Origin of the sequence: Hymenobacter coccineus (assembly GCF_001816125.1) — a bacterium.
In the GTDB taxonomy this organism is placed as follows: Bacteria; Bacteroidota; Bacteroidia; order Cytophagales; family Hymenobacteraceae; genus Hymenobacter; species Hymenobacter coccineus.
On the sequence record NZ_MDZA01000111.1, the window covers coordinates 40,703 to 66,283 of the forward strand.

At 62.0% G+C, this 25,581-nt stretch carries 19 protein-coding genes, 2 tRNA genes and 2 pseudogenes; 5 read left to right on the forward strand and 18 right to left on the reverse strand.

Translation table 11 applies throughout. From position 1 onward, the window contains the following. Positions 1–33 precede the first annotated feature (33 nt). The 13 genes from BEN49_RS08255 to BEN49_RS08315 form a co-directional block, all read right to left on the reverse strand. Positions 34–609: an OmpH/Skp family outer membrane protein gene (locus tag BEN49_RS08255; RefSeq protein WP_083325911.1), complete on the reverse strand. Its 576-nt coding sequence runs from the start codon at positions 607–609 to the stop codon at positions 34–36. 135 nt (positions 610–744) lie between these two features. Next, positions 745–3,258, reverse strand: coding sequence for an outer membrane protein assembly factor BamA (bamA, locus tag BEN49_RS08260; RefSeq protein WP_239691874.1), 2,514 nt, complete (start codon positions 3,256–3,258; stop codon positions 745–747). A gap of 24 nt (positions 3,259–3,282) precedes the next feature. Beyond that, positions 3,283–4,029, reverse strand: coding sequence for an undecaprenyl pyrophosphate synthase (gene uppS / locus BEN49_RS08265; RefSeq protein ID WP_070742563.1), 747 nt, complete (start codon positions 4,027–4,029; stop codon positions 3,283–3,285). A 160-nt stretch (positions 4,030–4,189) separates the two neighbouring features. Further along, positions 4,190–4,957, reverse strand: a complete 768-nt coding sequence (gene porG, locus BEN49_RS08270) for a type IX secretion system protein PorG (protein WP_070742564.1) — start codon at positions 4,955–4,957, stop codon at positions 4,190–4,192. A gap of 50 nt (positions 4,958–5,007) precedes the next feature. Next, complete coding sequence (locus tag BEN49_RS08275) at positions 5,008–5,883, reverse strand: DUF6089 family protein (RefSeq protein WP_070742565.1); 876 nt, start codon at positions 5,881–5,883, stop codon at positions 5,008–5,010. Positions 5,884–6,021: 138 nt separating this feature from the next. Next, complete coding sequence (locus BEN49_RS08280) at positions 6,022–6,915, reverse strand: NAD kinase (protein ID WP_070742566.1); 894 nt, start codon at positions 6,913–6,915, stop codon at positions 6,022–6,024. Positions 6,916–6,990: 75 nt separating this feature from the next. Continuing rightward, positions 6,991–8,298, reverse strand: a complete 1,308-nt coding sequence (locus tag BEN49_RS08285) for a BamA/TamA family outer membrane protein (protein ID WP_070742567.1) — start codon at positions 8,296–8,298, stop codon at positions 6,991–6,993. A 174-nt stretch (positions 8,299–8,472) separates the two neighbouring features. Continuing rightward, the gene (locus BEN49_RS08290; protein ID WP_083325913.1) at positions 8,473–9,150 is read right to left on the reverse strand and encodes a CBS domain-containing protein; all 678 of its coding nucleotides are present in this window, start codon (positions 9,148–9,150) and stop codon (positions 8,473–8,475) included. 178 nt (positions 9,151–9,328) lie between these two features. Beyond that, positions 9,329–10,111 carry an alpha/beta fold hydrolase gene (locus BEN49_RS08295; RefSeq protein ID WP_070742568.1) on the reverse strand — a complete coding sequence of 261 codons (783 nt, stop codon included), beginning with the start codon at positions 10,109–10,111 and terminating at the stop codon, positions 9,329–9,331. Between the two features lie 10 nt (positions 10,112–10,121). Next, positions 10,122–10,733 (reverse strand): anthranilate synthase component II, encoded by a 612-nt coding sequence (locus tag BEN49_RS08300; protein WP_070742569.1) that lies wholly within the window; start codon positions 10,731–10,733, stop codon positions 10,122–10,124. 1 nt (position 10,734) lies between these two features. Further along, on the reverse strand, positions 10,735–11,271 hold the full coding sequence (locus BEN49_RS08305) for a CvpA family protein (protein WP_070742570.1): 537 nt from the start codon (positions 11,269–11,271) through the stop codon (positions 10,735–10,737). Positions 11,272–11,505: 234 nt separating this feature from the next. After that, on the reverse strand, positions 11,506–11,970 hold the full coding sequence (locus BEN49_RS08310; RefSeq protein ID WP_070742571.1) for a GatB/YqeY domain-containing protein: 465 nt from the start codon (positions 11,968–11,970) through the stop codon (positions 11,506–11,508). 90 nt (positions 11,971–12,060) lie between these two features. Then, positions 12,061–13,083 (reverse strand): hypothetical protein, encoded by a 1,023-nt coding sequence (locus tag BEN49_RS08315; RefSeq protein WP_070742572.1) that lies wholly within the window; start codon positions 13,081–13,083, stop codon positions 12,061–12,063. A 115-nt stretch (positions 13,084–13,198) separates the two neighbouring features. Here BEN49_RS08315 and BEN49_RS08320 point away from each other — a divergent pair, with 115 nt between their 5' ends. Together BEN49_RS08320 and BEN49_RS08325 are read left to right on the forward strand one after the other, a co-directional pair. Beyond that, complete coding sequence (locus BEN49_RS08320) at positions 13,199–13,915, forward strand: pyridoxine 5'-phosphate synthase (protein ID WP_070742573.1); 717 nt, start codon at positions 13,199–13,201, stop codon at positions 13,913–13,915. 155 nt (positions 13,916–14,070) lie between these two features. Further along, the gene (locus BEN49_RS08325; RefSeq protein ID WP_070742574.1) at positions 14,071–16,239 is read left to right on the forward strand and encodes an NIDO-like domain-containing protein; all 2,169 of its coding nucleotides are present in this window, start codon (positions 14,071–14,073) and stop codon (positions 16,237–16,239) included. Positions 16,240–16,351: 112 nt separating this feature from the next. On the opposite strand, the gene BEN49_RS08330 is transcribed toward BEN49_RS08325, so the two are convergent. The 5 genes and pseudogenes from BEN49_RS08330 to mutS form a co-directional block, all read right to left on the reverse strand. Continuing rightward, positions 16,352–17,338 carry an AAA family ATPase gene (locus tag BEN49_RS08330; protein ID WP_070742647.1) on the reverse strand — a complete coding sequence of 329 codons (987 nt, stop codon included), beginning with the start codon at positions 17,336–17,338 and terminating at the stop codon, positions 16,352–16,354. 65 nt (positions 17,339–17,403) lie between these two features. Continuing rightward, positions 17,404–18,096: a GAF domain-containing protein gene (locus BEN49_RS08335; RefSeq protein ID WP_070742575.1), complete on the reverse strand. Its 693-nt coding sequence runs from the start codon at positions 18,094–18,096 to the stop codon at positions 17,404–17,406. Positions 18,097–18,279: 183 nt separating this feature from the next. Beyond that, a tRNA-Leu gene (locus BEN49_RS08340) sits at positions 18,280–18,362 on the reverse strand. A gap of 90 nt (positions 18,363–18,452) precedes the next feature. Then, positions 18,453–18,528 (reverse strand) — tRNA-Gly (locus tag BEN49_RS08345). Between the two features lie 128 nt (positions 18,529–18,656). Further along, a pseudogene (gene mutS / locus BEN49_RS08350) lies at positions 18,657–21,319 on the reverse strand (DNA mismatch repair protein MutS). Between the two features lie 218 nt (positions 21,320–21,537). On the opposite strand from mutS, the pseudogene BEN49_RS30900 reads away from it, so the two are divergent. The 3 genes and pseudogenes from BEN49_RS30900 (at position 21,538) to BEN49_RS08370 (ending at position 25,568) form a co-directional block, all read left to right on the forward strand. Next, a pseudogene (locus tag BEN49_RS30900) lies at positions 21,538–22,069 on the forward strand (RNA methyltransferase). Positions 22,070–22,221: 152 nt separating this feature from the next. Then, positions 22,222–25,164, forward strand: a complete 2,943-nt coding sequence (locus BEN49_RS08365; RefSeq protein ID WP_083325915.1) for a PAS domain-containing sensor histidine kinase — start codon at positions 22,222–22,224, stop codon at positions 25,162–25,164. Further along, positions 25,164–25,568: a response regulator gene (locus BEN49_RS08370; RefSeq protein ID WP_070742578.1), complete on the forward strand. Its 405-nt coding sequence runs from the start codon at positions 25,164–25,166 to the stop codon at positions 25,566–25,568. Before BEN49_RS08365 ends, BEN49_RS08370 begins: the two co-directional genes overlap by 1 nt. The last annotated feature ends 13 nt before the right edge of the window (positions 25,569–25,581 follow it).

Sequence of the window (25,581 nt, forward strand, 5' to 3'; positions counted from 1 at the left end):
AAATTTTCAGAGAAAGTGTAGATACAAAGGTAGTTATTTTGGGCTCTTCCTCACCGCACGGCTAGGCTTGGCCTTAACGGGCAGATCGGGAGTGCCCGAATCTGATTCGAACGCCGGGTCGGTAGGCGCTGTTTTAGGCGGCGTCACCGTCTTCACGGGGCCTTTGGTACCGGGCTGGTTGCGGTCTTCAGCAGCCAAGCCCAGTTCCTCCAGTACAAATTCGGTGTAGTCGTATGTAGGGTTGGTGTACAGCAAGGTCAAATCGCCGGCTTTATCGATTACCATCGCCAGCTGCTTTTTCTTGGCCACCTTTTCGATGGCCTCGAACACCTTGTCCTGCACCGGCTTATTTAGCTCTTGGCGCTTCTTGAATAGTTGGCCTTCGTAGCCAAACTGCTTGTTCTGGTAAGCCTTCGCCTCCTGCTCCTTCAGCAGAATCTCGTCCTGCCGCTTCTTTTTCATCTGCTCGGTCAGTACCACCTCCTCGTCGTGGTAAGTGCTTCGCAGCCGATCCAATTCCTTTTTCTGCGCTTCAATTTCCTTCTGCCACGTCGTCGAGAAGGTATTCAACTCTTGTTGTGCCTTGGCGAAATCAGGCATTTTGGCCATGATGAACTCCGAGTCGACCCACCCGAACTTCTGGGCCTGGGCCCCGGGCCGCCAGTAGCAGCCCCACCAACACGCCCCAAAAACCTATTTTCATGCGCATTGAACAAAGGGAGCGGCCACTAAGTGCCCGCTAAACTAGCGGATCTGCTGGCCGATGATAAAGTGGAAGTGGTTGAAGTCCTGCTTGGTGTTCGTATTCGGCTGCGGAACCACCGAGTCGAAGCCGTGGCCAAAGTCAAACCCTAGCAAACCGAATGCCGACATGAAAATCCGGGCCCCTACACCCACCGAGCGGTACAACTTGTAAGGGTTGTAATTATTGTAAGTATCGAACGAATTGCCGGCCTCAGCAAAGCCCAGCACGTACACCGTCGCCGCCGGGTTTAGGCTGACGGGGTAGCGCATCTCCAGCACATACTTATTGTAAATAATGCCCCCGCTCTGGTTCGCTTGTGCCGTTGGAATGGCGTAGGAGGCGTTAGGGTCGTCGTAGCCGCGCAGGCCAATGTAGTCGGTACCCACAATGAAGTTACCGCCACCGTTGTAGCCGAGGCCGGCACCACCCATCTTGAAGCGCTCAAACGGACCAATGTCGCGCTTGCCGTACGAACCCAGGAAGCCAAAGTGGGCCCTAGTGTTCAGCACCAGTTTGCCCACGATGGGCGTAAACCACGAGGCATCGAACATCCACTTGTGGAATTCCAGCCACTGGTTAGCATCGGGGTGGGCCCCCGGGAAGACGGAGTACGGCGGCGTCAAACTCAGGCTTAAGCTCAGCGACGAGCCCCGGCGCGTGTAAGTCGGGTTGTCAATACTGTTGCGCGAGAGCGTCGTGTTAAGGGTAATGTTATTGAACGTACCGGTGGCCGCACCACTGGTTAGCAGTGAGTAGTTCTGCGTCTGGTAGTGGCTGTACGAAAGCGAGTTGCTCAGCGTAAAGTAGTCATCCGGCACCCGCAGCTGGCGGCCCAGGCCCACCGTGGCGCTGTTTACCTTGATGAAACTACTCGTATTGGCATCGAACGTAGTACCGAGGCGGCTGATGCTGCGGTTCAAGCTGAACGAGAGCGAGTTTGGCCGGCGGCCACCCAGCCAGGGCTCCGTGAAGGAGAGTGAGTAGGCCTGGTACTGGAAGCCGTTGGCCTGAATGTTGAGGGCCAAGCGCTGGCCGTCACCGGCGGGCACTGGCGTCCAGTTGCGCAGTGTGCCGGCTTTGCGCAGTGAAAAGTTATTGAAAACCAGGCCCACCGTACCGATAAAGCCGGCGTAGCCGCCCCAGCCGCCCGAAAGCGTCACTTGGTCCGAAGGCTTCTCCACTACCGTGTAGTTGATGTCCACCGTGCCATCGGCCTGGTTGGGAATGGGGTTGATGCCCACTTTTTCGGGATCGAAGTAGCCCAAGGTAGCCAGTTCGCGGTTGGAGCGAATGAGTAGCTCGCGGTTAAACTTGTCGCCCGGCAGAGTCCGGATGGCGCGGCGCACCACGTGGTCGCTGGTTTTGGTATTGCCCGCAATATTGATTTCCTTAACGTGCGCCTGCACCCCTTCGGTCAGGCGCATCTCAATGTCAATCGAATCACCTTCTACCTTCTTCTCTACCGGCTCAATCTGAAAGAACAGGTAACCATCGTTCATGTAGAGCGACGTAACGTCTTGGCCCGTTGGGTTATAATTCAGGCGCTTGTCCAGCGTTTCCTTGCTATAAGGGCTACCTGACCGGATGCCCAGCACCCCCGACAACGTTTTGTCATCGTAGAGGTAGTTGCCATTCCAAGTGATGTGGCGGAAATAGTACTTGGGACCCTCATCCACTTTGATGGTCAAAGCCAATCCTTTATCGTCGCGAACCAAAGTATCGCCCACAACAATGGCATCGCGGTAGCCTTCGGCGTTGTAGAATTCGATTAGCTTTTTCTTGTCCTCTTCGTATTCTGCCCGCTGGAACTTGCCCGGGGTCAGAAATTTGTATGGCTTGCGCTCTTTGGTTTTCTTCAGCTTGCCCTTCAGCTTGTAATCCGAAAAAGCATTATTGCCTTCAAACGTAATGTCATGGATGCGGACCTTACTGCCCTTATCTACGTTGATGCGCAGGGCTACGCTGTTGGACAACGAGGAATCCGGCACTTGCAGAATATTTACTTTAGTGTCCAGGTAGCCTTTGTTAACGTAGAATTTGCGCACCTGCGTGCGGGTGTTGTTAAGTAATGCATCAGTCACCACCTTGCCCCGGATCAGGGTAATCTTTTTGGTTAGTTCTTCCGTTTTGCCTTTGCTCAAGCCATCGAAGGTGAATTTTGATAAGCGCGGCCGCTCTTTCAGCGTAAAATCCAGGAAAATCTTGTCGCCTTCAATGCGGGCGATGGTTACGTTCACATCGCCTAGGATGCCCTGGGCCCAAAGCTTGCGGATGGCTTTACCAATTTCTTCGCCCGGGATGGTGATGTTATCACCTATTCGTAGCCCCGACAAGCCAACCAAGGTATTGGGGTCAAGGTAGCGGGTACCGCTCACTGTAATGCCGCCCAGCACGTATTTTTTGGGTTCGTCAGCCCCCCCCGCTGGACGCACGCCTGGGTTCTGGGCCTGAGCCACGCCCAAGCTCGCCATCACCAACCACCATAGCAGTAGAAACCAAGAAAAATTACGCACTGAAATTATGAATTGAATAAAACACTAGGAAACAGCGATCTGCTCGCTGGTTTTGCCAAAGCGCCGCTCGCGCCGCTGATACGCTCGGATGGCATCTTGCAAATGCTCGCGCCGGAAATCAGGCCACAGCAAGTCGGTGATGTAGAGTTCGGTATAAGCCAACTGCCACAGCATGAAGTTACTAATGCGCTGCTCGCCACTGGTGCGGATAAGTAATTCAGGATCAGGAATGCCCACCGTGGAGAGGTAGCTTGCGATGCTGGCTTCGCTCACATCGGCGGGCTGCACCCGGCCCGCTGCCACATCGACTGCCAAACGACGGGCCGCCTGGGCTAGGTCCCAGCGGCCACTATAGCTCAGGGCCAGCACCAAAGTCATGCGGGTACCGGCTTTAGTCAGCTCCTGGGCCTCGGCCAACTCCCGCTGGCAACCTACCGGTAGGCTAGCCGTATCGCCGATGGACTGTAAGCGAATGCTGTTCTTAAGCAGAATGGGTGTCTCTTGGCGGATGGTATGAACCAGCAGCTGCATTAAAGCCATTACTTCAAGCGCCGGACGATTCCAATTCTCGGTAGAGAAAGCGTACAGCGTCAAGTATTTAACTCCAAGCTGCGCGGCTTCTTCCACTGTTTCGCGCACAGCCTTGATGGCACTCTGGTGCCCGAACACCCGAAGGCCTCCGCGTTGTTTGGCCCAGCGGCCATTTCCGTCCATTATGACGGCCACGTGCGCGGGAATGTTAAGGGAGTCGATTTCGGCCCGGCCGGTCATCGTTGCGGTTTTGATATAAGAGGCCGCAAGTTACGAAGACGGTTGCATCTGCCAGCCGTGGCGCCACCGGGCAGGGGCCCCAGCCCTTGATCTTACACAAAAAAAGCCCACCACCGTGCTATTATTTAGCACGGTGGCGGGCTCTTAAGTAGCTGCTGGCCTACTTCAACAGTTGCTTATTGTTTTTGTATTGTGGCGGGCAATGCACCTTATAGAAGGTGTAGGAAACACTAAGGCCACTGTAATAATACCAGTCGTTATCGTGCAGGTTTACTAGCAGAGGGTCCTGATCACCCAAGTTATCGAGCTTATCGCTAAATGTTTTGCGCACCCCCACCTCTAAGCCTAGGTTGATGTGCTGCGACAACGCATACTTCAGTCCAGCCCCGGCCGGAATGGCAATGCCAAAGTGCCCACCCGAGCGGTTATAGTCGGGCCCAAGGGCTTGGTTGGTCGATTGGGTGCGGGTGTTTGCGTAGTACCCTCCCACGCCGATGAACAAATAGGGCGTGAAATGAATCTTTTGTTTGCGGGCGTGATAATCCATGAAGTTGTACTCCATGGCCACGGCTGCTTCCAATACGCTGCCCTTCATGTTGGAACCCCGGTAGGACTGCAAAGGAGGTACGCCGCCCTCTTCGCCGGTTACGTTGGCATCATCGGCCCGCAACAAGCCAGCCAAAAAGCTACCTCGCAACGTTATCGGTGCCGACACATCACGGCGATAGAAAGCGGTGATGGCCGGGCGGTTGTTGCCGAATTGATACTGCGGGGAGATTTCGCCCCGGTAATTGGTTAAGCCCAAGCCCAGGCCCAGCTCGCTGGTAGTTTGGGTTTCAATCTGGGCTTGCGCCGAGGAGCAAAAAAACGCACCCCCTGCCTGCACGAGGCAAACAAGGAGTGCGCAACGAAATGCATTAACTATCATCAAGCTAAATAAGGCACTGAGCGCTGGCCAGCAGGAGCAGGCAGGGTTGCTTAGCGGAATTTCGGGTTTTTAATACGGGGCGTCAAGATGTAATTCAACGACAAGCCGGTTACTGTGTACCAATCCGTCTTGTTCTGACCACGCTTAACCCCGGGAGCAAACCCACTGAAGTCTCCCGTATTGCTTCTAGTTACCGAAGTTGCTGGGTTGGTACCCCCAAAGTAGGCGGCTTGGCCCGTCAGATTGGGCGCGTAGTTGCCGTTCACGTCATCGAGATAGCCGGTGAAAGTCTTGCGGATGCCGAATTCCAGGCTAGCATCGAAGTTGCGGTTGATGCGGTAGCGCACACCGCCGCCAAATGGAATAGCAACCTGAAAGCGGCTGTAATCGACGCCTTCGGTAGCCAGTGGTTGCAACGGCACGTAGTTACCGTTGGCGTCGCGGCCCTTCGGATTGTGGTGGAAACCCGCTACGCCAGCAAAAACATACGGTACAAAGTCCGGACGCTTCAGATAGTTGTTACGGTTCTGGATAAGGTCAACGATGACCACACCCGAAAGCTCCACGATATCGTTCTGAAAGTTGGCGTTGCGGTTATAGCGGTACCGAGCATTCTGGTCAGCAGCGTCAGCAGCCGTGGCATCATCGCCATTGATGCGGCCGTAGGATAGTCCTACGCGACCTGATATCCGGGGAAAGAAGCGGCGGGTCAGGGTCACACCCACATTGGGGCGGGTATTGTTGAATCGAAAACTGGAGAACCCGGTACTGGGAGCCAAGTCACCGAAGTAATTCATGGCATTAATATTAAAGCCGACTGAATTGTACTGCTTGCGCTTGTTAAACTGCTGCGCATCGGCCCGCGAAGAACCGAGCAACGCCAGTCCCACCAGCAGAGTAGTGGAATATGTGAAGATATGTTTCATAAGGCAACAAAAGTGAATAGCGTAGGTCGTGGGCGAAGCGGAAAAGTACCAATAACGGACTCTCAGATGTTTACAAAAGTAGAGACTGTTTGGAACTAAAAAAAATTTATGGACAATTTTCAGACTCGTGGTAATTTATTAACCTAACACGGAGCTGGGGTTACGGCGGTCAAGCCCCCAGTTCAACTTGCTCCGAAGTGTGCTCAAAAAGTTTACGTGGTTGAGCTTAACCAACCGCGCGCAGAAGCTTTCGCGTCGCACTGCCATCTGCACATTGGCATCGACGGAGATGGAACGAGAGTCAAGTGAAAGCATGTAGTTGGAGCTACGACCCTCTATTTCAAAGGAAAGCACACTCTGATTGGACACCACGAGGGGCCGCACGTTCAGGTTGTGGGGGCATACGGGCGCAATGATAAAATTGTTGGTTTGGGGAACTAATACTGGACCCCCACAACTCAGCGAATAGCCCGTGGAGCCCGTGGGCGTGGCCACCACGAGTCCGTCGGCCCAGTACGAATTCAGGTACTCACCATCGATGTAAGTATGCACGGCAATCATCGAAGCCGAGTCTCCCTTTAAAATACTAAATTCATTCAACCCAAAGTTCAACCCACCGAACACGTCCGGGTCGGTATCGACGCGAATCAGGCTGCGGTCGTCGAACACGAAATGGCCTTTGTAGAGGGCGTCGATGGCCTGGCCGATGCCGTCGGGGGTGACGGTGGCCAGGAAGCCCAAGCGGCCGGTGTGGATGCCCAAAATAGGAATTTGCAGGGCCCCCACGTAAGTCACCGTATCGAGCAGAGTACCATCGCCGCCAATGCTGAGCACGAAATTGGTGCCCCGCAACGAGTCGCCGCGGCGGAAGCTGGTGGTGTTGTCGGGCAGGCGCAGGGTGTTGTCGAGGTAGGTGCGGAAGGATTCCACGATGCGCACTTCGGCGTGGCGGGCGGCCAGGTCGTCGAGCAGGGCCTGGATGGCCGGGGCAGCTTCCTCTGCGAAGGGCTTGCCGAGGATGGCGAATTTCATGCGGTTGGGAATGGTGGGTGATGCGAAGATGGGGCCCGGCGCGGCTCCGCAGGGCCCGGGGCCCCGGCGGTGGCCTTAAATGGGAAAGGCGCTGCGAAAGAAATACCCCGCCTGGCCCAGGCCGTTCAAGGTGTATTCAAGGGTGAACACCCGGTCGTAGTACGTGACCAGGTGCAGACCGAGGCCCGCGGAGCGCAGCAGGTGGTTGGGCAGCTGGTTGCCGAATGGGGCCCCGGGGGCCACCACGTAGCCCGCATCGGCAAATAGGTTGAGGTAGGCGACCAGCGGAATGGTGTTGATTTTGGAATTTTTGATGCCGGCCAAGTGGATTTCGCTGGCGTTGAAAAGCCGGTAGCTGAGGCCCTGCTGCACGAGGCCGTAGTGGCGGCCGTCGACGACGTAGGCATCGTAGCCGCGCACCAGCGCGTCGTCGTTGCCCAGGGCCCTGGCATCGGCGTAGGCCAGGGCCTGGGTGAGGCGCGCTTGCCCTTTCAGCCCGAAGGCGTAGTAGAACCGGTGGCCCAGCGAAAAGTAGTGATTGTACACCAGCCGCAGGGTGGTGAGGGCCGGCAGGTCGGGGTTCAGGAAAACGCGGTGCGCCAGCAGGCCCTGGGCGTATTGCCCGGTGAGTGGGTAGGCGAAGGTATTGCGCTGGTTGAGGGTGCTGACGAGACTGAAATCGAGGAACTCGCGCGCGGTACGGCTCAGGAAATAATTGGCATTGTCGAAGTTCACCGAGTCCAATATCTGCTCGCGGTGGTATGAGGCATCGAGAGCGGTGAGGAACTGCACGGTGTGGCGCAAGCGCAGGCCCCCCGAGGCGTAGAGCCGCTGAATGGCGTAGGCATCGGCGGGGCGGTAGGCTTGCAGGCGGTCGTCGAAGGTGCGAAAATCGACGGAGCGACTTTGTGAGAAAGAGAAGCCCCCGCCCACGCCCACGCGGCGCGTGCGGCCCAAGCCGGGGGCTTCGTAAAACACCTCGTACTTGGGGTTGAAGCCCAGCTGCAAGTTGGCCGTCAGCTGCTCGTTGCGGCCCCGGAAGTTGTTGCGCACTAAGTGCAGGCCGTAATCGAGGCGCCGCCAGCGGTCGGGCCGATCGAGCCACGACCGGAAGTTGCGGTCGGCGATGGAGAAGATCGGGACCGGAAACGTGTAGAGCCGCTCCTGCACCACAAACAGCAGCAGCAGCTCGCCGTTGCCCTGGCAGCTGGCCTGCACCAGCACCGTGTGGAAAAGCTGGAGGTTGAACAGCCGGCGGCGGTTGGCTTCGAGGCGGGCCGGCAGCTCGGCCAGGTCCAGCGTATCGCCCTCGCGGACGTCCAACTCAGCCCGCAAAATGCGTTCGCGCGTGACGCGGTTGCCCACCAATAGCACAATGGACACGCGGGCCCGGGCGGGGCCCCTACGCAGGGCAGGATGCGCACCAACGTATCGCTGGGGGCCACCACGGGGGGCAGGGCGCGGATGGCGCGCAGGGGCAGCGTATCGGCCGGGGCGGGCCCCGGGCCGGCCAGCCAGCCCAGCAAAATCAATAGAACGCCCAGCACCCGTTTCCCGCTACACGCTCAGGTAGCGCAGCAGGCCGTCGTAGCGCTCCTGCTCGTCCTCGCTCACCTCGGCCGAGCCGCTGAACTGCGCCGTGACCACGTAGCCGAACCGCTCGAGCGTGGCCACGATGCGGGCCAGGTTGTCGGTGTTCAGCTTGAGGGTGAGGCGGATGCGGTACGGATCCAGCTCATCGGGCATGGTGTAGGCATTCACAATTTTGGCGTTGTTCTCCTCCACGTAGCGGCTGATTTGCGAGAGCGAGTAGTCGCGCTCGGCCATGCTGAGCACCAGGATGCCACCCTGGCCGGGGCCCGAAGCCTGGGGCCCAAAGGCCGCCAGCGCGTCGGCCACCGTCACCACGCCCACGTAGGCGTCGTCCTCGTCCACCACCGGCACCAGCTGGAGCTTGTTCTCGATGGCCAGCTCCACCACCTTGAAAAAGTGCTGGTCGGGCCGCACCACGGTTTCGCGGAAGCCCAGCGTGAGCTCCGAAAGCAGCGCCTCGGGGTTGTCAAAGTCGGCCAAATCGGCTTCCGTCACTAGGCCGCGGTACTGGCGCTCGGTCAGTACTGGCAGCTGGCCCACCCGAAACTCATCGAGCCACCGGGCAGCTTTGCCCAGCGAGTCGGTGCCCTTGAGGGGCGGAATCATTTCGTTGAGTAAATCTTCGGCGAGCATGGCTTGCATAGGGCGGGGCGAAAACACGCGGCGCCAAAGCTGGACGCCCGTAGGATGAATGAACGGGAATAAGGCAACCTGTATTCAGTCGGTAGCAATAATTGGGGAAGCGATAGGCGGCAAGTTGGGGGGCCCCGGGCCGCCGGACCCTGGGCCCCCCATGCAAAAATTGCGCCGGGCTGGCGCGTCAGGCCAAAACGGCGGGCTGCGGCTCTGTGCGGCGCAGGAACCGGCGCAGGTAGGCGTTGAAAGCGGCGGGGCGCTCCATCATCGGGGCGTGGCAGCAATGGTCGAGGAAGGCCAGCTCGGCCCCGGGCAGTAGGCGGGCAAAGTCGTGGGCCACCGGCGGCGGGGTGATGGTATCATTCAGGCCCCAGACCAGCAGCACCGGCACCGTGATGCGGTGCAGCTCTTTGGTGAGGTTGTGGCGCTGGGCCGAGCGCGCAATGGCGATGATGCGCAGGCACTTGGAGTTGGAGTTGGTGATGCGAAAAATCTCATCTACCAGTTCCTTGGTGGCCACGGCGGGGTCGTAGAAGGTATACGCCACCCGCTCCTGCACGAAGCCGTAGTTGCCGCGCTTCGGGAACGAGCCGCCCATGCCGTCCTCAAACAAGCCGCTGCTGCCCGTGAGCACCAGCCGGCTCACCCGGGCCGGGTTGTCGAGGGTATACACCAAGGCCACGTGGCCGCCCAGCGAGTTGCCGAGCACCGTGAAGGCCGGCGGCAAATCCAGGGCCCCCACGAAGCCCTCGACGTAGCGCGCCAGGCCCGGTACGCCGGCCTGCGCCAGCGGCATGTCATAAATGGGCAGCAGCGGGATGAGCACGCGGTAGTGCGGCCGGAAGGCGTCCACCACGTCGGCCCAGTTGCTGAGGGCCCCGAACAGGCCGTGCAGCAGGAGCAGCACGGGGCCCTCGCCTTCGTCGACGTACTCGTAGCCTTGGCGGTGGTGGGTCTGCAATTCCATGGAAATGATACTAACCGGCCACGGGGGGTACGGGTTTTGCAATGTTACAAAAGCGGAGCCAATTGCCCAACATCGCCAATCCGTCGGGCGTGAGCAGGGCTTCGGGATGAAACTGCACTCCGAATAGCGGCCACGTGGCATGGCGCAGGGCCATCAGCTCGGGCGGACCGGGGCCCCCGGTGGTGTGGGCCAGCGCTACCAGCGCCGGGGGCAGCGGCTCGCGCAGCACCAGCGAGTGGTAGCGCGTAACGGGCACGACGGCCGGCAGGCCCGCCGCCAGCGCCGCCCCCGGGGCCCATGCTACATCTGATACTTTGCCGTGCATGGGCCGGGCTGCCCGCCCCAGCTCGGCCCCAAAAAACTCGCCCAGCGCCTGGTGGCCCAGGCACACGCCCAGCATGGGCACCCGGGCGTGGTAGTGGGCAATAACGGCCGGCATGACACCCGCCGCCGCCGGCACCCCGGGCCCCGGCGAAAGCACGATGCCGTCCCAAGCCGTTTGTTGCAGCTCGGCCAGCGGCACGTCGTTGCGGCGCACCACCACCGCGGCCCCCAGCTGGCGCAGGTAATCGGCCAGGGTGTGGGTGAAGGAATCGAAGTTGTCGAGCAGCAGCAGGGGCACGCTAATTCGTCGGGTGGGTAAAGGCGGTTTTCATGCGCGTGAGCAGGCCCTTGGCCACGGGCAGCACGTAGGCCGTGGTGCGCAGCGCCAGCGGCGTGGCCTGCCGCACCACGGGCAGCACCTGCGAGCCGGCCACCACCTGGGGCCCCAGCAGCGGCAGCCCGGCCAGGCCGGTGCCGTGCAGCAGCAGGCTCAGGCCGAGCAGCCACTTGAGCAGGCCCGCCGTCCCGCCCAACAGGCTATCCAGGAAGCCCAGCGGGGTGAGGTGCAGGGCAGTTTTTAGCAGGCTGCCCAGCCAGTGCACTCCCCACAGTATCAGCCCGAACACCAGCGCGAACGAGACCAGCGGCAGTAGTCCGTAGGCCTCGCCCACGTAGTGCCGCACCACCGGCACCGTGGCCGTGAGCAGGCTGAGGCCCCCCACCACGGCCAGCACGAAGGCCAGCAGCGAGGCCACCTCCAGCACCAGCCCGCGCCGGAACCCCTTCACGGCCCCCACGCCAAGCACCAGCAGCAAGAGCAAGTCGAGGGCCGTCATTTATTCAATGAGTGAGGTGGTAAGTCGGTGAATTGGTGATTGGTGAAGGAGTGAATTACGACTAGGTGAGGCCCTCATGCTGAGCGCAGCAGAGCGAAGTCGAAGCATCTCTACTGCCTAACTAATTAATGATTACTGCTACAGGAGAGATGCTTCGACTTCGCTCGGCATGACGACCTGACGATTTTCTCAACAGCCTCGCCAACTCACTCATTCACAACTCACCAAACGACGCTATTGGTTGGTGTTGTTTAGCAGGTTGCTGACGACTTGCGAAATCATTTTGCCGTCGGCCTGGCCGCTTAGCTCGCGGGCGGCTACGCCCATCACCTTGCCTAAATCGGACGGGCCCTGGGCCCCTACGCGCTGGATGATGTGCACGAGGCGCTCGACCAAATCGGCCTCGGTGAGCTGCTGGGGCAGGTATTCTTCGATGATGGCCAGTTCGGCCAGCTCGTTGCTTTCGAGCTCGGAGCGAAACTGCTCCTTGTAGATGGTGGCGGCGTCGCGGCGCTGCTTGGCGGCTTTGTTGAGGAGCTTCAGCTCGGCATCGGGCGTAAGGGCCGCGCCCTGGGCCCCTTCGGCGGTTTCGGCCAGCATAATCTGCGACTTGAGGGAGCGCAGCGTGGTGAGGCGCACCTTGTCTTTGGCCAGCATGGCTTGCTTGATGGCGGCGTCGAGGGTTTCTTTGAGGGGCATGGCCAGGGAATTGGGATGAAGATGAGCACGCGGGGCCCGGGGGCCCCGCCTACTGGCGTAAAATTACGCTGTAGCGGGCCAGCCGCGCCTTTAAGCCCCCGCGCCGCCCGCCAGGGCCACCAGCAGCGCCTGGGGCTGGTCAAGGTACAGCGCCAGCCGGCGCACGATGCGGCGCGTGCCGTAGGGCCCCGCCACCACCACGGGCGCGGCAAATGTGAGCAGCACGTTGGGGCTGGCCAGCAGCACCTTGGCGGCGTTCAGGGTATCGGGCGCGGAGGCCGGGGCCTCGCGGATGGCCGTGGCCACCACCGCGGCGCGGGGCACCGCCACCTGCCACGCAAAACCCACCCGCACCACCAGCGCCTGGGGCCCCAGCAACAGCGGGCACAGCCGCACGGCGTGGGTGTGGGCCACCAAAAGCAGCACGGTGTACAGGCTGGCCAGCGTGAGCCAGTTGGCCGCTACCGGGTGCCAGTGGCCCAGCACGAGGTGCGCGGCGGCGGTTTCGATGAGCGTGAGAAAGCCCACCGTCGCCATCAGGGCTACGAAGCCCGACTCGCGGTGGCCGCTGAAGGCGGCGTGGGCCGGGTGCGCCTCCACCGGGGCCCACCAGCCCAGCACGGCGTAGCGTAGCATGTTGATTTCGGCCACCAGCACCACGCCCGGCAGGCCCAGCACTTGCTCCACGGCCCGGCCCAGGCTGGGGCCCCAGCTCAGCTCCTGCCGGGCGGCGCGGTAGGCCCGCCACAGGCGCCGGGCGCGGGCAGCGGCGGCCAGCAGCGCCGCGCCTTCTAGCAGCGCGGGCAGGAAGGCCAGGGCCCGCAGGGGCTGCTGCCGGCTGGCGGGCAGCAGCCAGAACGCCAGCGCCAGGCAGGCCCCCACCATCGCCCCCACTGTGCTGAAGGACAAGCCGTAGTGCCGCACCACCAGCCAGTAGAACAGCGCCGGCACCACCACCAGCAAATCGAACACCACGGCCGCCGGAAGCGCGGGGTGCTGGTAAAAAACGGCCCGCGTGGTAACGACGTGCTCGGTGGCGATGATGGCCAGCGCCAGCCCGGCAAACAGCAGCAGCGGGCGCAGGCGCGGGGCAACGGGGAAGGCGGCGGTCATCAGAAAACGGGGGGAGTGGCAAACGCCGGGGCCGGCCGCCGGTTGTGCTGGAAGCAGGAACGGCCCGACCTTCGCGGCCGCGTCCTTTCGCCAGCAATATACCCCCCGCCCTGCCATGACCAAGCTCAGCGTCAACATCAACAAAATTGCCACCCTGCGCAACGCCCGGGGGCCCCACGCCCGCCCCGATTTGCTGCAAGCCGCCCGCGACATCGAGCGCTTCGGGGCCGAGGGCATCACGGTGCACCCGCGGCCCGACGAGCGCCACATCCGCTACCAGGACGTGCACGACCTGCGCGCCATCGTGACTACGGAGCTGAACGTGGAGGGCAACCCCACCCCCGATTTCCTGGCCCTGGTGCGCGCCGTGCGCCCCGCCCAGGTAACGCTGGTGCCCGATGCGCCCGACGCCGTAACATCCAACGCGGGCTGGGATACGATTCTGCACCAGGCATTTCTGCGCGATGTGGTGGCCGAGCTGCACGCCCACGGCAGCCGCGTCAGCATTTTCCTCGACACCGACTTGGCCCTCGTGGACGCAGCCGCTACCACCGGCACCGACCGCATCGAGCTCTACACCGAAGCCTACGCCCGGCAGTACGCCGCCGGCCACGAGGCCGCCGTGGGGCCCTACCGCACCGCTGCCGCCCATGCCGGCCGCCTGGGCCTGGGCGTGAACGCCGGCCACGACCTCGACCTCGACAACTTGGCCTACCTGCACCAGCAGCTGCCCGAGCTGGACGAGGTGAGCATCGGCCACGCGCTGGTGGCCGATGCGCTGTACCTGGGCCTGGAAAACACTGTGCAACTGTATAAGCGCCAGCTACGCTAGCCGGGCTTCGTGCCAAGGGGCCCCGGGCGCTGGGCCCCAGCCCCGGCTGGCGCTGGCCGCTGGCCGCCAAGCGCCTGGCGTTTGGCAGGGCAAAAGCCGCATTTCTCCTATCTTTAGCCAGAGCCGCATTTTTCATATTTCTTCTCCATTTTTTTATGTTAAAACCGCTACTCTTTGCCGCCGCGCCCGCCTGGGCCCGGCGGGCCTTGTTGGCGCTGGCCTTGCTGCCGGCCGTGGGGGCCCAGGCCCAGTCGATTCCCTACACCCCCAGCGGCGCCACGAACGTGGCCGGCACCTACACCGACCTGGCCGCCACGGGCACCCCCATTGCCACGGCCAACACCGACGACGCCAACTCGGCGGCCCAGAACATTGGGTTCACGTTTAATTTTAACGGCGCGGCCTTCACGCAGTTTGTGCTGAACACCAACGGCTTCGTGCGGCTGGGGCCCGACGCGCCTTCAGCAGTTGGGCTGTTCCTGAGCGAAACAACCAACGCCGTCGACCCCATCCTCAGCCAGGCCGCGGCCGACGTCAACATCCTGGCCCCGTTCAACTTCGACCTGACGGCCGGCAGCGGCGCGGGGGGCCCCGAGTACCGGCTGGCCACCACCGGTACAGCGCCCAACCGCGTGTGCACCGTGCAGTGGAAAAACGTGAGCGACAAGGCCGCCACCACGGCCACGCAATACGCCAACTTCAGCTTCCAGCTCAAGCTTTACGAGGGCAGCAATGCCGTGGAGTTTGTATATGGGCCCACAGTGGCGGGCACGGGTATGGCCGACGTGCGCTTCCCGGTCATCGGCATCAAGGGCTCGGGATTCAGCGACGGCCAAACGGTGCTGGCCGAAAAGCCGCAGTCGGGCCTGCCGTGGTCGGCCGCCACGTTCCGCACCGGCTACTACGCCAACGACGGCACCAACATCCTCTACACCCACAACTACCGCGCCGACGTGGCCCCCGACCTGGGCCGTACCTACCGCTTCACGGCCACGCCCCTGGCCGTAGCCGTTTACACGCTGGGCAAGGCCGCTACCTATGCCTCGCCCCTGGCCGCGCAGGCGGGCGTGGTCAACTACTCGAACGCCACCCTCACCAACCTGCCGGTAACGCTGACCGTGAGCGGCACCACCTCGTTCACCAACACGCAAACCGTGGCCTCGCTGGCGCCCGGCGCGGCGGTGCTGGTCACGTTCCCGGCCTTTCCCATCACGGCCACCAGCGGCACCAATACCCTGACGGTAACCGTGCCGGCCACGGCCACCACCCCGGCCCTGTCGCAGGCCGTTACCCAAACGCTGTCGGCCGCTGACCTGAGCTTCCTCACAGCCGACCCAACTTTGGGCGCGGGCCTGACCACGGCGGGCAGCGTGCTAGCCGTGGGCTACCAGGTGGGCGCGGCCGTGCTCACCACCGTCACGCCCACCTTCGTAGACGCGGGCGCGGCCGGCTCCACGTACCAGGTAGTGGTGTACGGAGCCACCGCCGCGGGCCAGCCCGGGGCGGCGCTGTACACGTCGCCCACCCGGCCCCGGCCCGCCGCCGGGGGCCCCGATGCGGTGGCCATCCCCAGCACGCCGGTTAGCGGCAAGTTCTTCGTAGGCGTGCGCACCCTCGGCGCCGACAACATCGGCCTGGGTTACCAGGACGAGATGCCGCTGCTGCGCCCCGCCACGTTCTATATCACCAACGACGGCACCACCTGGGTCGACATCAGCAGCCTGGGCAGCCTCAACTCGCGCCTGGCTGTGGACGTGACGCTGGGCCCCGGCGCCACCTGTGCCCCCGTTACGGCCCTCAGCGCCATGCCCACCGGCGCCACTACGGCCACGGTGGCCTTCGCGGCCGGCAGCGGCAACACCAGCTACACCGTGACCTACACGCCCGCCGGAGGCACGGCCAGCACCGTATCGCCAGCGCCCACCGCTTCGCCGGTGCTGCTCACCGGCCTTACCGGTGGCACGGCCTACACCGTGTCGGTGGTGGGCAACTGCGGCGGCGGCACGGCCACAGCGGTTACGACCACCTTCACCACCGGGGTACTCACGGCCACGCGCAACGCCCTGGGCGCTGGCGTACTGGCCGCGTTCCCGAACCCCGCCAGCCGCGCCTTCACCCTCAGCCTGCCCGCCGTGGCCGGGGCCCGCACCGCCGCCCTCACGCTCTACAACACCCTCGGCCAGCAGGTGCAAGCCCGCACCGTCGCCCTCGCCCCTGCCGGCACCCAAGCCCTGCTCGACGTGAGCGGCCTCGCCCCCGGCCTCTATACGGTGCGCGTACAGGCCGGCAGCCAGTCGGCCAGCCTGCCCGTCACGCTGCAATAGGGCCCTGGGTCATTTAACAGTTATCAATTAACATTTAACAGCCGTTCTACTGGCCCAAATGGCTAGCGGAACGCTGTTAAATGTTAATTGATAACTGTTAAATGAAATGACCTCAGCTGCTGATGGGCACTTTACCTAGAATGGCTTCAATCAAATCCTGGGTGCGGATGCCGTCGGCTTCTGCTTCGTAAGTCAGCAAAATGCGGTGGTTGAACACGTCGGCGGCCACGTCCTTGATGTCTTCGGGCAGCACGTAGTCGCGGCCGGCCAGGTAAGCCACGGCCTTGGCGGCGCGGTGCAGGGCGATGCTGGCCCGCGGGCTGGCCCCGAACTGCACGGCCTGCGCGAAATCGGGCAGGTCGTAGTCGGCCGGGCGGCGGGTGGCAAACACCAGCTCGATGATGTACTTCTCCAGCGTTTCGGAAATCTGCACCTGGTTGATTTCCTGGCGAATGCCCTGGATATCGGCCGCCGTCAGCACCGGCTGCACATCGTCCTGGAAGCTCAGGTTAGCCATGCGGCGCATCACTTCCAATTCGTCGGCCTTCTTGAGGTAGTCCACGTGCACCTTCAGCATGAAGCGGTCGACCTGGGCCTCGGGCAGCGGGTAGGTGCCCTCCTGCTCCACCGGGTTTTGGGTGGCCAGCACCAAAAACGGCCGGTCGAGGCGGTAGGTGATTTCGCCGATGGTGACCTGGCCCTCCTGCATGGCCTCCAGCAGGGCGCTCTGCACCTTGGCCGGCGAGCGGTTGATTTCGTCGGCCAGCACGAGGTTGGCGAAGATGGGGCCCTTCTTCACCTCAAACACCGACTGCCCCTGGTTGTAAATCATGGTGCCCACGAGGTCCGACGGCAGCAGGTCGGGCGTGAACTGCACGCGCTGGAAGTGCAGGTTCAGCACCTTGGCTAAGGTGGACACAGCCAGGGTTTTGGCCAGCCCCGGCACCCCTTCGAGCAGGATGTGGCCGCCCGTGAAGAGCCCGATCAACAGCCGCCCCACCAGCACCTGCTGGCCAATCACCACCTTGCCCATTTCGGTGAACACCCGCTGGATGAGGGCGGGGTAATCGGGCGGCGTGGGGGCAGCGGTGGGGGGCATGGGCAACATCGGCGGGGCGTAAGTGGGCCCGCAAATTACACCACCGGCCCGGGGCCCCGGCCGGGTTAGGCGCGCAAGGCCTGAATTTGCTCCGTCAGCACCGCCATTACTTGCAGGCTTTCCTCGCGGGCGGAGGTTTGGTAGGCCTGAGCGGTGGGCCCGTCGGCGTCCTCCCAGCCGGCCAGCGCCGCCAGGGTTTCCAGGCGCGTCACCGAGCTATCGATGCGCTGGTAGACGGCCTCCCACAGCTGTTGGTTCCAATTAGCCTGTTGCATGAGGTGCAGGCGCAGGTCGAGCAAGCTCATCACCACGGTTGCGAGCCGCGCCAACAACTCCGCCTCGGCTTCGCTGAACGTACGGGGTTTGTGGTCGATTACGCAAAGCACGCCGATGGGGTAGCCCGTTTCGGTGCGCAGCGTGTGGCCGGCGTAGAAGCCCAGGTTCAACCGCTTCACCAAGAAGGGGCTAATCAAATCGCAGGGGTGGTCGTTCAGATTCTCAAAAACGGTGGTTTCCTCACGCAGCAAGGCCACCGAACACAAAGTTTCGCCGCGGTCCACGCGGTCCATGTCCGGGGGTAACCCGTGGTTGAGGCCCATGCTTACCTCCTCCTCGTCCACAAAAGCCACAATGCCGATGGGAACGTTAAAAAGCTTGGCCGCTAGGCGCACCAGCTCCGAAAACGTCTCGTCGTGCATCGTGTTCAGCAGCTGGTACGGCCGCAACGCCTGCAGGCGCAGCGCTTCGGCAAGGGGCAACGGGGCAAGATGAGCAGTGGCCATACAATTATTTCCCGTTAAAACACCAGGCTGATACCAAAGATACAACCCTGCCGTCAGCGTACCCGTCCCGCAAGCAAATAATAAAAATGCCCGTCCGCCGGGGGCCCATTTTCTAGCGAAAAAGCCCCGCTTCCGGGCAGGAAGCGGGGCTTTGCGTTGTACCGGAGACGGGACTCGAACCCGTAAGCCCGTGAAGGCAAGGGATTTTAAGTCCCTCGTGTATACCATTCCACCACTCCGGCTTGGTTGGCTACTACCAAAATTAACCACAAACCATGCATTCAACTATAATAAAAAAGACGTTGCCGGAAAGCAACGTCTTTTTTCGAACTTGGAGCGGGAGACGAGGTTCGAACTCGCGACCTCGACCTTGGCAAGGTCGCGCTCTACCAACTGAGCTACTCTCGCAGGATAACCGCAACTGGCGTAGCGGCTAATGGTTTCACAAAGGTAGGGGGATTTTGGCGGGAGGCAAGTCCAGGGCCCAAAAACTTGCCCCTGGCGCACCTTTGGGGCTCATTTTCAGCCTGAAAAATTTACGCGGGGCCCAGCGCCAACTTCAATTCGTTCAGTTTTAGCAGTGCTTCGATGGGCGTGAGGGTGTTGACGTCGAGGTTTTGGAGCAGCTCGCGCAGGCGTTCCAGGGCCGGGTCGCCGGGCTCAAACATGCTCAACTGGAGTTGGGCGCGGGGCGCGTGGCCACGGCCGATGTGGCGCGGGGCCGGGGTTGCGCCGGCTGGGGCCCCTCGTCGAGGCCCGCCAACACGGCGTCGAACTCGGTGGGGGCCCCGGCGTCGTCCACGCCCGTGCTGGTGCGCTCCACCTCCAAGTGGTGCATGATTTCGTTGGCCCGCAGCACCACGGCGGTGGGCATGCCGGCCAGCCGCGCCACGTGGATGCCGAAGCTGTGCTCCGAGCCGCCGGCCTGCAGCTTGCGCAGGAACAGGATGCGGCCGTCGGCCTCCTTCACGGCCACGTTGTAGTTGCGCACCCGCGGACAGTCGTCGGCCAGCTGGTTCAGCTCGTGGTAGTGGGTGGCGAAGAGGGTTTTGGCCTTGGCCTTCGGGTTGTTGTGCAGGTGCTCCACGATGGCCCAGGCGATGCTGATGCCGTCGTAGGTGCTGGTGCCGCGCCCGATTTCGTCCATCAGCACGAGGCTGCGGTCGGAGAGGTTGTTGAGGATGGAGGCGGTTTCGGTCATCTCCACCATGAAGGTGCTCTCGCCCTTGCTCAGGTTGTCGGAGGCCCCCACGCGGGTGAAAATCTTGTCGATGATGCCCACCGTGGCACTTTCGGCGGGCACGAACGAGCCAATTTGGGCCAGTAGCACGATGAGGGCCGTTTGGCGGAGCAGGGCCGATTTACCGGCCATGTTGGGCCCCGTAATCACCACAATCTGCTGGTCGGTCTGGTCGAGGCAGATATCGTTGGGGATGTAGCTCTCGCCGGGCGGCAACTGGCGCTCAATCACCGGGTGGCGGCCTTGCTTGATGTCGAGCACGGTGCCGTCGTTCACCAGGGGCCGCACGTAGCGGTGCTGGCGCGCCGTGAGGGCGAAGCTGGCCAGGCAGTCCATCACGCCAATGGCCCGCGCATTTTGCTGAATCTGGGGCACGGAATCGAGCGCGCTCAGCACCAAATCGGTGTAGATGCGCTGCTCGATGACGAACAGCTGCTCCTCGGCGTGGAGGATTTTCTCCTCGTAGGTTTTCAGCTCCTCGGTCACGTAGCGCTCGGCGTTTACCAGCGTCTGCTTGCGAATCCAGGCGGCGGGCACCTTGTCTTTGTGGGCGTTGGTGACTTCGAGGTAGTAGCCAAACACCTTGTTGTAAGCCACTTTCAGCGACGAGATGCCCGTGTTGCGCTGCTCGCGGGCTTGCAGTTGCAAGAGGTAGTCTTTACCCGAAAAGGCCAGCCCGCGCAGCTCGTCCAGCTCCGCGTCCACGCCGTCGTTCAGCACGCCGCCCTGGTTGGTGAGCAGGGGCGCGTCGGCCTTGATTTTAGCCTGAATCTCTTTACGCAGGGCCAGGCAAGGGTTGAGTTGGTCGGCCAGCTTCTCCAGGGCCCGCACGCCGGACGCGGCCAGCCGGGCGCGCATTGGCTCCACGGCTTCCAGGGCCCGGGCCAGCTGCAGCAGCTCGCGGGGGTTCACGCGGCGCACAGCCACTTTGCTGATGAGGCGCTCCAGGTCGTTGATTTGGCGCAGGTGCTGGGTGAGGTCGGCCAGCAGTTCTTCATCGGCCACCAGGGCCCCCACGGTGTCGAGGCGGCGCTGGATCTGGCCCACCTCCTTCAGCGGCAGCACCACCCACTTGCGCAGCAGCCGGGCCCCCATTGGCGTCAGGGTCTGGTCGAGGATGTCAATCAGCGGCACGCCGCCGGGGTGCTGGGCCTGGATCAGCTCCAGGTTGCGCACCGTGAAGCGGTCGAGCCACACGTACTTGTCTTCTTCCAAGCGGCCCAGGCTGGCGATGTGGCTGAGGTTGGCGTGCTTGGTTTCGGCCAGGTAGTGCAGGATGCAGCCGGCGGCGATGACGCCCTCCTTGAGGTTGTCCACCCCGAAACCCTTGAGCGAAGTGGTGCGGAAGTGGCGCGTGAGCGTATCGTGGGCGTAATCGGGTCCAAACACCCACTCGTCCAGGGCATAGGTACAGAAATCCGGGCCGAAGTGCCGCTCGAAATCGCCGCGGCTTTTCTTGCAAAACAGCACCTCGGCGGGCCCGAAGTTTTGCAGCAGCTTGCCCAGGTAGCCGATATCGCCCTGGGCTACCAGGAACTCGCCGGTGCTGATGTCGAGGAAGGAAATGCCGGCCTCGGCCTTGCCGAAGTGAATGGCGGCCAAGTAGTTGTTGGCGCGACGCTCCAGCACGTTGTCGTGCAGGCTCACGCCGGGCGTCACCAGCTCGGTGATGCCGCGCTTCACCAGGCCCTTGGCCAGCTTAGGGTCTTCGAGCTGGTCGCAGATGGCCACGCGCTGGCCGGCGCGCACCAGCTTGGGCAGGTACGTATCGAGCGAATGGTGCGGGAAGCCGGCCAGCGGCACCTCGCTGGGCGTGCCGCCCCCGCGCTTGGTGAGCGTGATGTCGAGGATGCGGCTGGCCGTAACGGCGTCTTCGCCAAACGTTTCGTAGAAGTCGCCCACCCGAAACAGCAGCACCGCGCCCGGATACTGGGTTTTGAGCTGGTAGTATTGCTTCATCAGGGGCGTGTCAATCACCGGCGCGGCGGTGAAGTGGTCGGGGCCCACCGACTTGATGACGAATTCTTTCTTAGGAGCTGGCAAAGCAGAAGTAGCGCGAACTTTGTGGCCCGCGGTTGGGAAGGGTGAAGCTGATTTCTTAGCGCATAGCCCGGCCGCCGCGCCATTCGATTACCCATAAACCGACGACGCGAACGACAAAGTTCGCGCCCCTGCCCATGCGCAAACTCACCATGGCCGAGCTGAACCGCGTGGCGGTGGCCGACTTCAAAAGTACGCCCAAAAGCCCCGTGGTTTTGGTGATGGACAACGTGCGCAGCCTGCACAACGTGGGCGCCGTGTTCCGCACCGCCGACGCGTTTGCGCTCGAAAAAATCTGGCTCTGCGGCATTACCGGCCGGCCGCCGCACCGCGAAATCACCAAAACTGCCCTGGGCAGCGAGCGCCGTGGCCTGGGAGTACGCTGCCGAAACGGCCGACGCCGTGGGGGCCCTAAAAGCGGCTGGTTACCAGGTGGTGGCCGTGGAGCAAACCACGGGCAGCGTGCCGCTGCCGCAGTTCCAGCCCGCGCCGGGCCGGCCGCTGGCGCTGGTGCTGGGCAACGAGGTGTTCGGCGTGGACGACGCGGTGCTGGCCTTGTGCGACGTGGCCGTGGAAATCCCGCAGTTCGGCACCAAGCACTCGCTGAACGTGGGCGTGGCGGCTGGCGTGGTGCTGTGGGACGTACTGGTGAAGCTGGGCGTGGTGTAAGCTTAGTTGTTAGAGCAGTTTTGTAATCAGTGCACATGCGGCTAACGGCCCCGTAGGCGTCTCGTGAGGCGAACTAGTAGAACAACTAGGTACACTGGCGGTTGAATAGCCCTAGATAAATTTAGTGATTATGTATATTTAGCAGAAACAGCATGGGCATTCGCGCTGACTTCCGCCTGTTGGCGAATATCCTCGACCACGCACCGGTCCTTATTTGCGCCGTTGATCCGCACGGGCAGCTGCAGCGTGTGAGCGGCGCTTGCCGGCACGTACTGGGCAGGGGCGACGAGCGAGTGGGCCAGCCCTTTGCCGACCTTGTACACCCCGACGACCGCGCAAATGTCTTGGCCGCTTGCGCGCGGGCGCGGGCGCAAGACGGCCCCGTACAATTCGAAAGCCGCTGCCTTAGCGCTGATGGAGGCGAGGTTGTCGTGGAATGGTCGGCCTTCCAGCCGCCGGCCGAGGCGCTGCTGCTGTGCCTGGGGCGCGATGTGACGGCGCAGCGCCAGGCGGCCCGCCACGCGCGTGAGCAAGAAGCATATAACCAGGTCGTGACGGAGCATGGGTTCGACATGATGGCCCTGCTCAATGAGGAAGGCCGCTACCTCTACGTGGGCGGCTCCATCACGCCTGCGTTGGGCTACCAGCCCGAGGAACTGATAGGCCGTAGCGCCTTCGATTTCATTCACCCAAATGACGTGGCCGCGGCGCAGGCCAGCTGGGTTGAGCTAGGCAGCCAACCCGCTTTCACCGTCTCCGATTTTCGCTTCCGTGCTGCCAACGGCGATTGGCGCTGGATGGAAACCTCCGTCAACAACCAACTGCTGAACCCCAACATCCGGGCCTACACCGTGATTTCGCGCGACGTGACCGCGCAGTGCGAGGCAATCCGCCGCGCGTACGAGCAAAAAGAATTATACCGGGCCGTGGCCGAGCACAGCTTCGACATCGTGATGCTGATGAGCACCGAGGGCGTGTATACCTACGTGGGCGGCTCGGTGCAAAAAGCGCTGGGCTACCAGCCCGAGCAGCTGCTGGGGCACAGTCCCTTCGAGTTTATCCATCCCGAGGACCTGGCTGCGGCCCAGGCCGCCTGGGCTGAGCGGGGTACACTGCCCGTCTTTAGCGTGCCGGACTGCCGTTTCCGTGCGGCCAATGGCGCGTGGCGCTGGATGGAAACCACCATCGGCAACCAGCTGCTCAACCCGGCCATTGGGGCGTTCACGCTGTGCTCGCGCGACGTAACCGAGAAGAAAAACCGCGCTTTGGAGCTGGCGACCAGCGAGCAGCGCTTTCGGCTGCTGTTCGAGCACAATCAGACCTTGGCCATCTTTCAGGATGCCGAAGGGCGGGTGCTGGACATGAACCCCGCCTACCTGAGCTTTCTGAAGATGACCAAAGAGCAGGTGCTGCAGCGGCATCCCAGCGATTTTTTGCCATCGGACTTCTCTCCCCAAGTAGAGGAACGTTTTCGGGAGGTGCTGAGCGGCCAGTCGTTGAGCTACCAAACCACGGTGAAATACGAAGGCGTGGAGCGAACCTTCGCCGTGACTAAGACCCCGTTGATGGTCAATGGCCAGCTTATCGGCGTGAGCACCACAGGCAATAACATTACGGAGATGGCCGCCGCGCAGCACCTCGTCCAGCAGCAGACCGCCCGGCTCCACCGGGTGGTGGAAAGCATCACCGATGCTTTCCTCTCCATGGATCGGGACTGGAACCTGACCTACCTCAACAGCAAAGGCGAGCGACTGCTACGCATCAGGCAGGCCGACACGCTGGGGAAAAACCTATGGGAGATACTTGGCCAGGGAGCCGAAAGCCTCTACTACCAGAAGTGCCAGGAAGCCCTGGATACCGGCCAAACGGTACAGTATGACGCCTTTTCTGAGCAGGAAAAGCGTTGGCTTGAGGTGAAAGTGTACCCGTTTGCGGAGGGCGTTTCCATCTTCTTCTCCGACATCACCCAGCGCGTGGAGTCCGACAAGCAGCTAAAAATGCTGTCATTGGTAGCCCAAGGCACGATCAACAGCGTTGTCATTACCGACGCGTACGGGCGCACTGAGTGGGTGAACGAGTCCTTCACCAGGGATACAGGCTACACCCTGGCCGAAATGCGAGGCCAGAAACCAGGTTCCGTGCTGCAAGGCCCCGAAACCGAGCCGGCGGCCATCCAGCTTTTTGAGGAACGGCTGGCGTCGCGCAAGCAGTTTTCGGTCACCATCCTCAACTACAAAAAGTCTGGGCAAAAGCTGTGGTTTATGATGGACATTATCCCAATTTTTAATGACGCCGGCGAATTGATTCAGTACATTGCTATCCAGCAAAACATCAACTTCCGCAAAGAGGTGGAAGCCAGCCAGGCCAAGATGACGGAAGAGCTGTACCAGCACAACCGCGCGCTGCAGCAATTTACCTACATCATTTCGCACAACCTGCGCGCACCCCTGGCCAATGCCCTGGGCCTGGCTGCGCTCCTCCCCAATCTAGACCGCCAAAACCCGGTGTTCGACACCTCCCTGGCGCACCTGCGCGATAGCATGGGCCAGGCCGACACCGTGCTCCAGGACTTGAACCTGATGCTTTCCATCCGCGACCAGCAACATGTGCAGCCAGACCGGGTGACGCTGGCGGAAGTTTGCCGGCAGGCCGTCGCAGACCTGGAAGCGCCTGCGCAGCAATGCGGGGGCTTGGTAAGCATCAACGTGCCCAATGACTTGGCCGTGCGCGGCAACCGGGCCTACGTTTATAGTATTTTTTACAATTTGCTGTCGAACTCCATCAAGTACCGCGCCGAGCATCGCCAGCTGCGGGTCGAAATCGCCTGCTTCCGCAACGAGGGGGGCGGACTCAGCCTTAGCTTTAGCGACAACGGCTCTGGGTTCGACCTGGCCAAGGCCGGGTCCGAGGTATTTCAACTATATAAGCGCTTTCATGTTAAGCAGAAGGGCCGGGGCATTGGCCTGTACCTGATTAAAGCCCACGTCGAGACCATGGATGGCACAATTGAGGTCACGAGCGAAGTCGACGGGGGCACTCGCTTTCTGATTCAACTTGACTCTTTTGAAAGTGCTTCTTATCCATCCATTGCCTGATGCTGACCTATCTTATCGACGATGATCCCGTCAGCCTGTTCCTAGCCGAGCAAGTGCTGCGTCAGGCAGGGGTTGCCTCTCCCATCCGCCAGTTTGCCACGGCCGAAGCGGCGCTGCAATTTCTGTCGTCCCACCTGACCACAGAGGTGCCTCACGTCATCTTACTCGACCTAAACATGCCGGCGATGAATGGATGGGAATTTCTGGAGGCCCTGCGGCCGCACGCGGCAGCGCTGGTCGGTCACTGCCACATCTACATCCTGACGTCCTCCCTCTCGCTGTCCGACACAGCCCGGGCGAAAGACTTCGCATTAGTAAGCGACGTTATTCACAAGCCCCTCAGTGAGGACGGGGTTCAGGGCATCCGGCACGCCGCAGAACAGCTTCACTCCAGCCCCGGGTAAGGCAAAGGATTGG